The sequence below is a fragment of the Blautia sp. MSJ-9 genome, from assembly GCF_018919065.1.
In the GTDB taxonomy this organism is placed as follows: domain Bacteria; phylum Bacillota; class Clostridia; order Lachnospirales; family Lachnospiraceae; genus Blautia_A.
The window spans coordinates 44,350-59,472 of sequence record NZ_JAHLQG010000040.1; the positions used below are offsets into that span (position 1 = coordinate 44,350).

8 protein-coding genes and 1 pseudogene are annotated in these 15,123 nt (G+C 41.3%); 8 read left to right on the forward strand and 1 reads right to left on the reverse strand.

Annotated features, from left to right (window positions below; genetic code table 11):
- Positions 1 to 122: 122 nt before the first annotated feature.
- The gene (locus KQI87_RS11285) at positions 123 to 740 is read right to left on the reverse strand and encodes a DUF1836 domain-containing protein (RefSeq protein ID WP_216460241.1); all 618 of its coding nucleotides are present in this window, start codon (positions 738 to 740) and stop codon (positions 123 to 125) included.
- Between the two features lie 226 nt (positions 741 to 966).
- Between KQI87_RS11285 and pcrA the strand changes: the two genes are divergently transcribed.
- From pcrA to KQI87_RS11325, 8 genes and pseudogenes are all read left to right on the forward strand, one after another.
- Positions 967 to 3,204 (forward strand): DNA helicase PcrA, encoded by a 2,238-nt coding sequence (gene pcrA / locus KQI87_RS11290; protein WP_216460242.1) that lies wholly within the window; start codon positions 967 to 969, stop codon positions 3,202 to 3,204.
- Between the two features lie 177 nt (positions 3,205 to 3,381).
- On the forward strand, positions 3,382 to 4,641 hold the full coding sequence (gene codB / locus KQI87_RS11295; protein WP_216460243.1) for a cytosine permease: 1,260 nt from the start codon (positions 3,382 to 3,384) through the stop codon (positions 4,639 to 4,641).
- A gap of 11 nt (positions 4,642 to 4,652) precedes the next feature.
- Positions 4,653 to 4,913: pseudogene (locus KQI87_RS11300) on the forward strand (fumarate hydratase C-terminal domain-containing protein); the annotation flags it as partial.
- 279 nt (positions 4,914 to 5,192) lie between these two features.
- Positions 5,193 to 6,656: an extracellular solute-binding protein gene (locus KQI87_RS11305; RefSeq protein WP_216460244.1), complete on the forward strand. Its 1,464-nt coding sequence runs from the start codon at positions 5,193 to 5,195 to the stop codon at positions 6,654 to 6,656.
- On the forward strand, positions 6,653 to 9,016 hold the full coding sequence (locus tag KQI87_RS11310) for a sensor domain-containing diguanylate cyclase (RefSeq protein WP_216460245.1): 2,364 nt from the start codon (positions 6,653 to 6,655) through the stop codon (positions 9,014 to 9,016). Before KQI87_RS11305 ends, KQI87_RS11310 begins: the two co-directional genes overlap by 4 nt.
- A 418-nt stretch (positions 9,017 to 9,434) precedes the next feature.
- Positions 9,435 to 10,136: a hypothetical protein gene (locus tag KQI87_RS11315; protein WP_216460246.1), complete on the forward strand. Its 702-nt coding sequence runs from the start codon at positions 9,435 to 9,437 to the stop codon at positions 10,134 to 10,136.
- A 37-nt stretch (positions 10,137 to 10,173) separates the two neighbouring features.
- The gene (locus tag KQI87_RS11320) at positions 10,174 to 10,536 is read left to right on the forward strand and encodes a hypothetical protein (RefSeq protein ID WP_216460247.1); all 363 of its coding nucleotides are present in this window, start codon (positions 10,174 to 10,176) and stop codon (positions 10,534 to 10,536) included.
- A gap of 37 nt (positions 10,537 to 10,573) precedes the next feature.
- Positions 10,574 to 15,067: a fibronectin type III domain-containing protein gene (locus tag KQI87_RS11325; protein WP_216460248.1), complete on the forward strand. Its 4,494-nt coding sequence runs from the start codon at positions 10,574 to 10,576 to the stop codon at positions 15,065 to 15,067.
- Positions 15,068 to 15,123: the final 56 nt, after the last annotated feature.

Below are 15,123 nucleotides of genomic sequence, written 5' to 3' on the forward strand. Positions count from 1 at the left end.
AATCACGTAGCTCGTTGCTTTTATTGCGAATAACAGATTGAATTTTATAAAGAGATGAAAAAGGAGACTGCAGAAAAATATGTAGTCTCCTTTTAGTAATTCAGTATCTGTCTGTTTGATTACTATTTTTTCTTTTTAGAATCATGCTCCGTTGATGGATGCATCCCGTCGATCAGGTGCTCGATCATCATCTTCTTCACATAAACATCAAAACTCAGCAGACAGATAAAGGAAAATCTCTTCAGATTCTCCTGATCTTCATCATCTGCATCTCCGAAAGTATCCTGCGCTGTTTTGTATTTGCGGAGCAGGTCTTTCTTGAGAGATTCGATCTGTTCTTTCTCCATGCTGAAAACTTCATTATAAATATAAGTCATATCTTTCTCAGTCATGGACTTGAAATATTTCTGCGCGATCGGCGTGAGCAGAGTCTGAATATCATTGATGGAAAGAATATTCTTGAAATAATAAATAAAGATCAGCATCAGGATATGCTCACGGGAATAACGCTTCTTCTCCGGCGGAGGGAGAAGTTTATTCTTGGCATAATTATTGATCATGGTCTTAGTGAGGATCTTGTCCTCATCATAACGTTTGGTAGATGCGAGCTGCTCTTCCATAAATGTAGTCACCTGATCCATGTATAATTCAATATTTGGAATATCTTCCGGTTTAATATAATCAATTCTGGACACACTTTCCAGAATACTGTTTATCATATCTTTTTCATCGATTGTCATCTTTAATCACCTCTGTCCCCTATTATATAGTTTTAAATACTACTTGTAAATGTTTTTTTTACTGAATTGTCGAGGAAATTGCCGGTTACTGTTTGTATGCTTTTATTCTGCGGGGGGATGCATATGTAAAAATAAATTTCTAAAAGTAACCTGTTGTAGGGGAACAGGTTTTTGTGTATAATTGTTAAGATATGCAACAGTAACTCGACAAGAGATAGGAGAGAAAATGAACGACATTTACAGTACATTAAATCCCCCACAGCAGGAAGCTGTCTACCACACAGACGGCCCATTGCTGATCCTGGCGGGAGCGGGTTCGGGAAAGACGCGAGTGCTGACCCACCGTATTGCTTACCTGATAGATGAAAAGGGTGTAAATCCCTGGAATATCCTGGCTATCACTTTCACAAACAAAGCAGCCAGTGAGATGAGAGAACGAGTAGATAAGATCGTAGGCTTCGGCTCAGAGAGTATCTGGGTGTCCACCTTCCATTCCACCTGCGTGCGAATCCTGCGCAGACACATTGACCGTCTGGGATTCGACACCAGATTTGCCATCTACGATACAGAAGATCAGAAAACTCTGATGAAAGAAATCTGCAGAAAGCTGAACATTGATACTAAGATCTACAAGGAACGTTCCCTTCTTGCGCAGATTTCTCATGCAAAAGACGAACTGATCACACCGGATGAAATGGAACTGAATGCAGGCGGTGATTTTAATAAGAAGAAAGTCGCAGCAGTATACCGTGAATACCAGGCATCCCTGCGTAAAAACAATGCGCTGGACTTCGATGATCTGATCGTAAAGACAGTGGAACTTTTCCAGAACTGCGGAGATGTTCTTGAGAACTATCAGGAACGCTTCAAATATATTATGGTAGATGAGTATCAGGACACCAACACTGCACAATTCAAATTTGTAAGTCTGCTGGCTTCCAAATATGAGAATCTCTGCGTTGTCGGTGATGATGACCAGTCTATCTACAAGTTCCGTGGTGCAAATATCGGAAACATTCTCGGATTTGAGCACGTGTTCCCGGATGCAAAAGTAATCCGTCTGGAACAGAATTACCGTTCCACCAAGAACATCCTGAGTGCAGCCAACGAAGTGATCGCAAACAATGCATCCCGTAAATCTAAGACACTCTGGACAGAGAACCCGGAAGGCGACCTGATCCATTTCCGTCAGTTTATGAATGGATACGAAGAAGCAGAATATGTAGTAGGTGAGATTTCCAGAGCACACAGAGAGAACGGCGCGAAGTACAAAGACTGTGCAGTCCTGTACAGAACCAATGCTCAGTCCCGACTCTTTGAAGAGAAGTGCCTGCTTGCGAACATTCCTTACAAGATTGTAGGGGGCGTAAACTTCTATGCACGTAAAGAAATCAAAGACCTGTTATGTTATCTGAAAACTATCGACAATTCCAGAGATGACCTTGCAGTCCGCAGGATTATTAATGTGCCGAAGCGAGGAATCGGAGCTACAACCCTTGGCAGAATTCAAGATTATGCAGATAAGATGAGCGTCAGTTTCTATGATGCTCTGCGTGTGGCAGAAGAGGTTCCATCTATTGGAAGAAGCCTTTCCAAGATTGATGGATTTGTGACCTTTATTCAGAGTTTAAAGAGTAAAGCGGAATCCTACACAGTCCGTGAACTTCTGGAAGAAGTAATCGAACTTACAGGATATGTGGCAGAACTGAAAGCGGAAGATACCGAAGAATCACAGGCAAGGATCGAGAATATCGATGAACTTATTTCCAAGGCAGAATCTTATCAGGAAGCCATGGAAGAACAGGGACAGCCGGCTACACTTTCAGGATTTCTGGAAGAGATTGCGCTGATCGCAGACATTGACAGTGTTGACCCGGATCAGGATTATGTGCTTCTTATGACTTTACATAGTGCCAAAGGTCTGGAGTTCCCGAGAGTTTTTCTGGTTGGAATGGAAGACGGAATTTTCCCGTCTTATATGTCCATTGTATCAGACGACAGATCCGATCTGGAAGAAGAAAGACGCCTTTGTTATGTAGGAATCACAAGAGCCATGGAGGATCTGACTCTGACAAGCGCCAGACAGCGAATGATCCGGGGGGATGTGCAGTACAACAAAGTTTCCAGATTTGTCCGCGAAATCCCGCGTGAACTTGTAGATATGGGACAGACAGCAACACCGGAAAAGAAGAAACAGATCGCAGATATGATCCAGGCAGACAGCAGCCTTGCCAAGATGAAAATGGCACTGGCAGCGAAGCCATTCAAGCCAAGGGAATTCAAAGTCACCAAGGCAGCGTCCTTAGACTATGAAGTGGGAGATACGGTACGTCACATTAAATTTGGCGTGGGAATCGTCAAAGACATTGTAGACGGCGGAAGAGATTACGAAGTCACGGTTGATTTTGATAAAGTGGGAGTCAAAAAGATGTTTGCAGGTTTTGCGAAATTGAAGAAACTGTGATAATGAAATCAGGTAGTTTGGACCTGAACATTGTATAAAACAGGATTTGGGCATTCTATATTCAGTGATATGTCCGGGAACGTCTGACGGTCCGGCAGGATATAAGACCAGCAGGGTTTTGAGAAAGCGGACAATCTGAAACACAGGTTGTAACAGATCCGGGAGAGGAAAAAAATTATGAGTAAAAACACAAAAGACGCAGTAGAAGATAAGGATTATTCCCTTGAGCGTGTACCAGCCACAGCAAGAAAAGGTTTCTGGCCGATGTTCTTTATTATGCTTGGGTTCACATTCTTTTCAGCCAGCATGAGTGTCGGTGCAAAGCTGGGAATCGGGCTGAACCTGCAGGGATTTATCTGGGCAGTACTGATCGGAAGTATTGTGCTGGGTGCCTATACGGGGGTACTTGGCTACATCGGAAGTCACACCGGTATGTCGCTGGATCTGCTTGCACAGCATTCTTTCGGTAAAAAAGGTTCTTACCTGCCATCCGCACTGATCAGTTTCACACAGATCGGATGGTTCGGTGTAGGTGCAGCCATGTTTGCCATTCCGGCAGCAGAAGTGCTCCATGTATCACCGGTAGTCCTGGTAGTGATCGCGGGTGTGTGCATGACACTTTCTGCATACCGCGGAATTGAAGGACTGGAAATCGTAAGTTATATTTCCGTACCGTTAATTGCAGTCCTTGGTATTTATTCCATGAGCCTTGCAATTGGACAGGGCGGCGGTCTGGAAGCAGTATTTGCCAAGAGTCAGGGAACACTGACCATTGCAGGCGGAGCTGGTCTGGTTATCGGTTCCTTTGTCAGCGGCGGAACAGCAACACCAAACTTCACCCGTTATGCAAAGACAAACAAGATTGCCATTATTACAACTGTGATCGCATTCTTTGTAGGAAACTCCCTGATGTTTGCATTTGGTGCTACAGGCGGTGCTTTTACAGGAAAAGACGATATTTTCTACGTTATGATCGCACAGGGACTGACAGTTCCGGCACTGATCGCACTGGGAGCAAACATCTGGACCACCAATGACAATGCACTTTACACATCCGGACTTGGGCTTTCCAACATCACAAAAATCCGCAAGAAACCAATGGTGGTGATCGCTGGCGTGATTGGAACCGTGCTTTCTATCTGGCTTTACAACAATTTTGTAGGATGGCTCAACTTCCTGAATGCAGCTCTCCCGCCGGTAGGTGCACTGATCTCTCTGGATTTCTTTTTACACAAATCCGACTATGAGTCAGGCGCAGAAGCAAAGAAAGAAGTGAAATGGGGCTCCGTTATTGGTGTAATCTGCGGTGCACTTGCAGGAAACCTGATCCCTGGAGGAATCGCTTCTATCAATGCCATGGTTGTAGCAGTCATCTGTTATTTTGTGATCGGAGCGATTGCAAAAGACGGAGAAGTAAGTGATAAAGTTTTTTCGTAAGATAAATCTTGTACAAAGCGATCCATTGTGTATTCCCTGCAGGAAACGGAGTAGTAGCAGCTACAGAAGTAGAAGAGATTGTAGATGCTCAGTGGAGAGATCTGGGAATGCCAGAAACATTATGGCACTGTCGCGTAAAAGAATTCGGACCTCTGATCGTATCCATCGATACAGAAGGACGCAATCTTTTCGAAGAAAACAAAGTGATCTTCAATGAAAGAAAAGAAAAAGCCATTGAAGAGATCTGTAAACACGTAAGCTTTATTAAATAAGATACTATACACAAAAAAGTATAACCTCAAAAATATACTGCCATCTGAAGAGCCATGCAAAGAAGTAATGATAACTTCCGGCATGGCTCTTCTTTTGTAGATTTGTTTTGAATATAAAACAATTTTGGACGTTTATGTTTAGATTTCAGGTAGAATATTTTTTATAATTGTAGTAAAGTAGGAATCAGATGGATATTGTTGTTGTATAGTTGAGGGAATATAGATGATTTTGGATGTCTGACAGAGCAATATCAGCACAATGGAGAAAGTATAAGAAATATGAAGAACTATCGAAAGAAATTATTATGTGCAGGTTTGAGCGCAGTTTTGCTGTTAAGCGGATGCGGCATGAGTAGTGAACTGGCATCTGTTTCAGAGTCCAGTCATGATGAACCAACTCTTGTAACAGTATGGAATTATTACAATGGCCAGCAGCTCAAAGCTTTTGACAAGCTGGTCAGTGAATTTAATGATACAGTAGGAAACGAAAAAGGAATCCTGGTAGAGAGCCACAGTCTCGGAACAGTCTATGATCTGGAGCAGAGTGTACTCGATACCGTAAATCATAAAGTCGGAGCAAATGAGCTTCCAAACATTTTCGCCGCTTATGTAGACACTGCCTATGCAGTAGATAAGCTGGGTTATGTTGCAGATCTGAAGCCATACCTGTCTCAGGAAGAAATTGATAAATTTGTAAACAGCTACATAGAAGAAGGTGAACTTTCCGGCGATGGAAGCATCAAGATCTTCCCGGTGGCAAAATCCACAGAGATTTTCATGCTGAACAAGACCGACTGGGATAAATTTGCAGAAGCAACAGGTGCAGACATCAATGATCTGAAAACAATTGAGGGCCTGACAAAAACTGCTCAGGATTACTATGAATGGACAGACAGTCAGACGCCCAAAGCCAACGACGGAAAAGCATTTTTCGGCAGAGACGCCATGGCAAATTATTTCCTCATAGGCGCCCGACAGCTTGGTACAGAGATTTTTTCTGTAGAAGATGGAAAAGCAAAGCTGAATTTTGACAAAGATGTGATCCGAAAGATCTGGGATAACTATTATGTTCCATTTGTAAAGGGCTATTTCGCAGCATCGGGTAAATTCCGAAGTGACGATATCAAGACTGGCAATATCATTGCATTTACAGGAGCATCCTCAGGAGCTACATTCCTGCCGGATCAGGTAACTGTCGATGACACGGAGCGTTATCCGATCGAGATGGAAGCAATGGAATGCCCGGAATTTGAAGGCGGTGAGCACTATGCCGTGCAGCAGGGTGCAGGAATGGTGGTCACGAAGACAGAAGATGAGCCGGAAGAACAGATAGAAGCATCCGTAGAATTCCTCAAATGGTTTACTCAGGATGAACGAAACATTCAGTTCTCCCTGGATTCCGGATATATGCCCGTTACAAAAGAAGCCAATAATCTGGAAACAATTGAAAAGGACACATCACTGAATGAAACAGACCGTACTTTTTCCATTGTGAAAGCTGCAATCGATACAGTGAATCATAACACTTTATATACAACGAAAGCCTTTGAAAATGGTAAAAATGCAAGAAGTATTCTGGAATATTCCATGTCTGATAAAGCTGCAGAAGACAGAAAAACTGTTGTAGAGAATTTGCAGAAAGGACAGACACTGGAACAGGCATCCGCAGAATTTGCAGGTGATGAATGCTTTGAGAAATGGTACCAGGAGACAAAAGAAGCCTTGGAGAAGCTAATTAAATGAAAACAAAAAACAGACCTTTATATCTGAAATTGTTAGTTCCTATGCTGGTGCTGATCTTAGTGGAAATTTCACTGCTGGCAGGTTCTGTTTTCGGCGGCGGCCTGATCCGGTATATGGAAAACAATGAGATAGAAGTTCTTCATGAGAGAGTTTTAAACAGACAGAGATACCTGCAGAATGAAATGCTTACCAGATGGTCAAAAGTAGACAGCACGGTCATCAAGATCAATCAGATCACAGAAGATCTGCTGCAGTCCGGCCGGATCTCCATAGATACTCTGGATGACAGCTCAAAGGATTGCTTTGCGTTTCTGGATGCTGTTTCAGATCCTCTGCTGAATATGCTGCGAAGCAATAAGGTCACCGGTGCATTTATTGTCGTCAATACAGACAATCTGGAGGAACTTTCAGAAAAAGGAATATACAAAAACAAGCCCGGAATCTATGTCCGGGATTATGACCCGAAATCCAGTTATTCGGACAGGAATACGGACCTCCTGCTGGAATATGCACCAACAGAAATCGTCAAGAACATGAATGTCAGTCTGGACAGTGGATGGAAACCGCAGTTCGCATTTGAGGATATGCAGCAGTACGGAGCATACCTGTATGAGCCGTATCAGGCAGCGCTTGGCATGGACGAGAGAACAGAACTGGAAGCTTCTGACATGGGATACTGGAGCGAACCTTATCAGCTTTTTGCCAATGATCAGGAAGTGATTTCCTATTCTGTACCGCTGATACTGGAAGATGGAACTGTTTATGGTGTACTTGGAGTTGAACTGTCACTGAGTTATCTGGAAGATATGCTTCCGTCAGAAGAACTGAAAGACAAAGACGCAGGTTCTTATCTTCTTGGAATTGAGAAAGAAAGCGATACAGAGATTACAAATGTTCTGATCAGCGGAGCTGATTACAGCATGGTCAATGGAGATAAGAAAGTTACAGAAATTTATACAGAGAAGAACAGACAGCTCATACAGAATGATATGGATGAAGATATCTATTGCGATGTAGAATATCTGACTTTATACAATACCAATACACCGTTCGAGCAGCAACGCTGGGTATTAACAGGAATCGTAAGGGAAAAGAATCTCTTCCGTTTCTCCAGCACAGTAGAGAAAACACTGATTCGTGGAACTCTTGCAACACTGATCGCAGGTATTGTGGGCGGTATTCTGATCAGTCTGTATATTTCCAGACCAGTAACTGCACTGACAAAGAGTGTGCGAAAGATGAAGCCGTTCAGCAGGATAGAATTCTCCAGGACAGGAATCCGCGAAATTGACCTGATGGCATCGGAGCTGGAACACCTCAACAGAGAAACGTTGTATGCGGCAGAGAGATTTTCGTATATTGTGAATGCGGCGAATCTGCATCTGGCAGTTTTTGAGATAAACAGTGAAGAAGACAGTGTGTTTATTACAGGCAGTTTCTTTGATATGCTGGGACTTGAACAACAGAGTGTGACTTCCCTGACGGAAAAAGAATTCAGGGATATCCTGGATTCACTGGATAAATATAAGCAGCATTCGGCAGGCAGAGAGGATGAGATACTGTATAAAATTCCAGTCAAAAATACAACCGTGGAAGTTTCGAAAGCAGATACTGAGTCTGGAGAACAGGATACAAATACATATATTAAGGTTGATGATTTCAGTAAAACTGGCAGTGATATCAGTCAGGAAAGTCTGAAAGTTACAGAAGATGACAACACAGAAACATGGAAATATATCAGGATAACTCTGAAATATAATGATGTAAGGTGTATTGGACTGGTAGAGGATATTACTGATACGGCCATTGAGAAAGAAAACATTGAATATGAGCGGGATCACGATTTGCTGACAGGGCTTCTCAATCGCAGGGCATTCAACCGGATCATGACAGAAATGTTTGATCATGAAAAGACAGTGTTAAAGACAGCTGCATTGGTCATGATCGACCTGGATGAACTGAAGCATGTAAACGATACATATGGTCATGATTATGGAGACAAATACATCAGGACTGCTGCAGAATGTTTCGGGAAATATACTCCGGAATCTACGATGATCTGCAGACGTTCCGGTGATGAATTCAACATCTTCTTTTATGGATATCAGAACAAAGACGAGATCAGGGAATGCATCCGAAATTTGAAGGAGGGAATCAGAAAGGTTTCTATTCACCTCCCGGATCATACAGAACTTCCGATCCGAATGTCTGCCGGAATTGCCTGGTATCCGGATGACGGCAGAATTTATCAGGAACTTAAGACATATTCTGATTTTGCAATGTATCAGATCAAACATACAAGCAAGAACCAGTTCGGGGAATTTGATAAGGATGCTTACCTGAAAGATAAGTATAAATAAAAATGATAACAAAACAGAAAACGGAATAAAGTAAAAAATGCTTCAGATGGAAGGAAAATTCTATCTGGAGCATTTTTTTATGTCACTGAAGCGTCCAGCCGCAGGCAGAGAATCCTGCAAGCAGACTTTTGGGGTTTTTCAGAAAAAATTTCAAAAAAGATAAAACCTTTTTCGAGTTTCACCTGTCAGTATAGTGAAAAGAGGAAAATATAAAGCAGATTTCTCTTACACAGTCTTGAATATAGATGATTAAACATCTATAATAAAAGCAAAAAATTGACATGAAAGGAAGGTACGAGAGAAAAAGAAGAACAGAAAAAATAATTTGAAAAAATTTTAAAAATCTTAAAACTTTTTCGAACTTCACATTGTCTATATAGTGAAAACAATAAAAAAAACATAAAGGAGAACAAATAGTATGAAGAAAACATTAAAAAAAGTAATCACAACAATGCTGGCAGTCGTATTGATCCTTGTCGCAATTCCATTACAGGTAAACGCTACCTATTGGGGATATATAGAACAGCCCAAAGTAATTGAGTTCCAAAAAACAGTCGTGTATACCCTGAATCCGAAGAAAACACAGTTTCCGGAATATACCTCTATTGGATGGGCAGGAACTTTTGGACATCCGGATCCTAAATATAAAATTACAGATATAAAATCAAGCAACACAGCGGTTGCTACTCCATTTACAGAGGGAGAAAAGTCTGGCACAACAACTTTAAATGTCTATCCGCATAAAGCTGGAACTGCAATTATTTCCTGCAGAGTAAACGGAAAAACTTACAAAACAAAATTTATTGCCAGAAAATATGTATGCCCACTTACATACATCAAACTTGGTTCTACAACCATGACTGCAAATAAATTCAAAAAGACAGATGAAATTCATCTTTCTTACCGGAAATATGCAAAAAAGAACCAGAAGATTTCAGTAAAACCCGCAAAAGGATGGAAGATAAAAGGAATTTATTGCAGCAATGGTACGAAATATATGACGGAAGTAAAGAATAACAGTTCCTATTTTATTAATACAGAAAACGACTGGTATATGTATGTATTTTTTATTAATCCAACTACCCAGCAGAAAGAGTTTATTAATATTTATCTGGATTAAAATAAGACACAAAAGAAAAAGCCGGGAGGTGAGAAACATGGATAAGCCCTATCAGAGAGAGATTGAACTGTTGCAGAAAGAGCTGGAATGTTATAAGTACGTAGCAGATAACTGTAAAAAACAGCATAGTGAGCAGTTTCAGAGATATCTGACGACGACCTGTCTGGAACTTCGCTATGCGATTGAGACAATGGAAGAGCGGCAGAAAATAGCAGTGAAAGAGCTGGAAGATCTTCCTCTAAAAGAACGGGAGAGAATGCTTGAACCACTTTTTCAGGCAACAGAAGAAATTTCCGACAACGCAAAAGGAAAATCCTGTCAGGAACTTTCTGGTTATATTCAGCAGTTTATTACAGGATTTCTCATGGATCTGGTAGATTACAGATACCAGCCAGGTTAAAATCTTACAAACAATTTACGAGAAGGAGAACAGTTTTATGAAGAACAAAACAGTGAAATCTTTATCTATTATTCTCTCCGTATGCATGCTTGGAACTTCATCTGCAAGTGCAGCAGAATTTTCCTCTGGTCCGGCATCTGTAGAGGAAGTTCCGGTACAGGAAGAAACAGGCGAAGAGCTTACAGATCAGGACAGCACAGAAGAAAGCGAAGAGGATGCATTTGGCACCGGAGAAGAGAAATTTTCTGATACAGATGAAAGTGAAATGGAAGAGTTTTCCTCAGAAGAGGAAATTCCGGGAGTAGATGAAGAAGTAGTGGCAGGACCGGTGGATAATACTCTGGAAGCCAGAATGAAAGATTCAGCAGTGGAAGCAGACATAGAGGCAGACCCGAATGTAAAAACCACCTGTAATGTGTACACTGGAAACAGTGTAGAAGCACAGGATTACGACATGTATGGCCACCGTATCAGTTCCTATCTGACTACTAGCCCGGATGGTGGCCTGATGCGCGTTCAGGCAGGAGCGATCAGTGACAAGGTTCTGGTAGAGTATTACGATAACTCCTATAACATTCAGCGAACAGTTACTGTTCCACTTGCGCTTCCTCTGTTTGGCGCATTTTACGAAAGTGGCAGCAACTATTATATTCTGACAGGGCAGAACAATGACGATCAGGATAAAAGCAGAGAAGTTTACCGTGTGACCAAATACTCCAAAAACTGGAACGTACAGGGATATTGCAGTCTTACCAGCAACACAGAAGGAATCAATACAGTGCATCCGTTTGAGGATGGATCCGCGCGAATGACAATGAATGGAAACTATCTGTATGTGAGAACCTGTCGTACCATGTATAAAAATGTGGTTGATGGACGGAATCATCAGTCCAATCTTACATTTTCTATTGACACTTCCAATATGACACTGGCAGATCAGTATGGAAGTGCGCTTGGCACAAAGTATGGCTATGTTACCCATTCTTTTAACCAGTTTATCCAGGTTGACAATGGGAAACTTGTAGGACTTGATCAGGGAGACAGTCATCCGAGAGCACTTGTGATGCTGAAATATCCTTCGGATTTAAGCGGAGGTAAATTCGCACCGAAATCACAGGAAAACGGATGTGAAGAAGTCCACTTTATGGATTTTCCGGAAGGCGGAGGAAATTATACAGGTGCTTCAGTGGGAGGATTTGAATATTCAGATTCCGCATATCTGACAGCAGGAAACTATGACAGCAGCGGAATGTATTCTTCACGAAATGTATTTGTAGCTTCTGTATCCAAATCAGGCACACAGCCGACTGTAAAATATTTCACCAATTATTCCGGTGAAGACAGTGCATCCACACCATACCTGATTAAAACTGGCAGCAACCAGTTTATGCTGATGTGGTCAAACCGCGGAACTGTTTACTATACAGTGCTGGACGGAAATGGAAATCAGGTGGGAAGTACCTACAGTATGACTGGAAACCTTTCAGACTGTGCACCTTCTATTATTAATGGAAAACTGATCTGGTATACCTGGCATGATAATGTAAATGTATTTTACGAGATTAACCTGTCCTCTCTTTCTTCAAACCGGGCAGTGAAGATTGTCAATGGTCATCAGCCTGTATACGGAAAAGCAACCGATGGCAGGGTAACAAGAAAGTGCATAAACTGTAATCAGGATCTGGGAAGCGCAATGGTGCCTACAGGAATCGGCAGAGTTTATTTCAAAAATGCAAACTCAAAACGTGTACTGGAATCCGGACAGAAATTTTCTAACGGACAGAGCTATGAAATAGAGTGGGAAACACAGCATAAGAATTGGACCAGCGATCTGGATGCACTGGATGATTGCGTGGTCAGCAGTTCAGATGAAAGTATCTTATCTGTAAGCCAGACAGATGAAAGTCATGCAGTTATCACAACAAAAAAATCAGGTAAAGTAACTCTGACGATCGCTGCAAAATATAATTCGGAAGCAGTTATCAATATTGAACTTTACGTCAATATGCAGGCACTGGACAATAATGAATTTAAAATCACATTTTCTCCTTACAGCGCCACTTATAATGGCAGGGAACAGAAACCGCAGACAATCCTTCAGACTCTTTCAGGAGGCAAATGGCAGGATCTTGAGAAAGGAAAAGATTATACGGTCAACTACGACAGTGATTTCATTAATGCAGGACAGCATACAGCCACTGTAACAGGAATCGGCAGTTATACAGGAACTTTAAAGAGCAATTTTACAATCAATAAAAAGAGTTTAAAAGCTGGATGTACAGTTACACCGAAGGAAGATTCCGTCATCTATAATGGAAAGAAACAGAAACCGGGCTTCATAGTTAAAGACGGTGACAGAACACTGACAGAGGGGAAGGACTATACGGTTACATATAAAAATAACGTGAATGTAGGGACTGCCAAAGCAACGATTAGTGGAATAAATAATTATGAAAGTTATATTGACACCAGCTTCAAAATTGCTTTGGCCCCGACAGAGAAACCAGCGGAGCCGGACAAACCAACGCAGCCAGATAATCCAACGAAACCGGACACATCGGACAAAACAGATATCAGTAAAGCCTATGTGCTTCTTTCTAAATATGGCTATGAATATGATGGAAAATCACACAAACCGACAGTTTCCGGTGTGTATATAAATAACAAGCTGGTCGATTCGAAGAACTATATCGTTACATATTCCAAAGACCTTGTAAATGCAGGAACACCGGAGGTGACGATTACCGGAAAAGGAAGCTTTACAGGAACCTGCAAAGTTACATTTACCATATCGCCTCGCAATTTTTCAAATTGTACAGTCATAGATCCGGAAGGACCTTTTTACTACTATGAGGGAACAGCTTACACACCTAAATATGTAGTGAAAGACGGAGACAAAACTCTGGTAGAAGGAAAAGATTACCAAGTTACCTATAAATATAACGACAAGCCAGGACATTCCTGGAATACGATTCAGGGTATGGGAAACTACCGAAATGATGTGATCCAGAGACAGTTTTACATCATTCCGCCGCTTTTAAGTGAATGCACAGCAAGTCTGGAAAATGATACTGTTATTTACGATGGTCATCCGGCAGAACCAAATATCATCGTAAAATTTGGAGAAAGAACACTGAAACTGAATCAGGATTATACAGTCAGCTATGTAGGAAATGACAGTCCTGGTACAGCAATTGCATATATTTACGGAAAAGGTACTTATAATGGCCGTATTATTCTGAACTTTACGATTAAAAAAGCAGGAGCCAAAACAAAAGATCTCAGTAAAGCGGAAGTTACGATTTCCGGAAATGTAATAGATTATGGAAAAAGGATGGATATGCCGCAGGTAACTGTGAATCTGGATGGAAAAGTTCTGACGAAGTCCGTAGACTTTATTGTAACATACAGAGGCAGTGTGGGCGCAAAAACCGGAACTCTTATTATTACCGGAAGGGGTGATTACACAGGTGTAATTGAACGACCAGTTAATGTTATCAAAAAAAATACGGAACTGAAAGATATCAGCGGTTACACAGTTGGAATCGGAGGAGATAATTTTACTTATACCGGTTCTGAGATTAAACCAAAAGTTCAGGTATCCTCAGAAACAGAAGATCTGACAGAAGGAACTGATTATACAGTTTCATACGAAAATAATATTGAAGTTGGTACTGCAACTGCAATCATAAAAGGAACAGGAAATTATACTGGTACATTGACGATTACATTTAAAATTGTAGCTAAATCCCAGGATGATGCAAATAAAGATAAGATTGCCGTTGGAAAATGCGACTACATTGTTATGGATAATGAAGAAACCTATGATGGTACCGCTCATGAACCGGATGTGATCGTTGCGTGGTTAGAGAACAAACTGACAGAAGGACAGGATTATACGTTAACCTACAGCAATAATGTAAATGCCGGAACTGCAAAAGTGACTATCACTGGTATAGGAAAATATACAGGATCTGTTACCACAAGTTTTGAGATCAAACCAGCTTCTCCTGAAATAACAGCAAAAAGTAAGACGGTAAATATGGGAAGTGGAAAACAGGATATCATGGAACGCATTCTGACAGATGCGAAAATAACCTGTACCTCTACCAGTCCTGCGATTGTGGAAATTTCTGGCAACAGTTTCATTCCAAAGAAACCGGGAAAAGCTACGATCATTATTACCACAACCGGGGAAAAGAACTACTTTTCAATGGAGCCGGTCAAACTGACAGTCACAGTACGTCCGTTAAATACACAGAAACTTACACTGAAATCCAGAGCAAAAGGAAAACTGACTGTTTCCTGGAACATTGCGAAATCCGTCAGCGGATATGAAATCCAGTACAGCAGATCAAAGAACATGAAAAATGCACAGTCGCTGACGATCAAAGGCAAAACCACACAGGTAACTCTGAAAAAACTGAACAGTAAGAAAAATTATTGTGTACGCATCCGTACGTATAAGACAACAAACGGTAAAAGATATTACTCCACATGGAGTAGTGTAAAAACTGTGAAAGTGAAATAACCATAACAAAAATGAAAAACAGTGCAGGAGAATAAAAATTATAAAAAAGAGAAGGA

Coding starts and splice junctions, on each gene's coding strand:
- KQI87_RS11325 (WP_216460248.1), top strand. CDS start 10,574: ATGAAGAACAAAACAGTGAAATCTTTATCTATTATTCTCTCCGTATGC.
- KQI87_RS11320 (WP_216460247.1), top strand. CDS start 10,174: ATGGATAAGCCCTATCAGAGAGAGATTGAACTGTTGCAGAAAGAGCTG.
- KQI87_RS11315 (WP_216460246.1), top strand. CDS start 9,435: ATGAAGAAAACATTAAAAAAAGTAATCACAACAATGCTGGCAGTCGTA.
- KQI87_RS11285 (WP_216460241.1), bottom strand. CDS start 740: ATGACAATCGATGAAAAAGATATGATAAACAGTATTCTGGAAAGTGTG.
- KQI87_RS11305 (WP_216460244.1), top strand. CDS start 5,193: ATGAAGAACTATCGAAAGAAATTATTATGTGCAGGTTTGAGCGCAGTT.
- pcrA (WP_216460242.1), top strand. CDS start 967: ATGAACGACATTTACAGTACATTAAATCCCCCACAGCAGGAAGCTGTC.
- codB (WP_216460243.1), top strand. CDS start 3,382: ATGAGTAAAAACACAAAAGACGCAGTAGAAGATAAGGATTATTCCCTT.
- KQI87_RS11310 (WP_216460245.1), top strand. CDS start 6,653: ATGAAAACAAAAAACAGACCTTTATATCTGAAATTGTTAGTTCCTATG.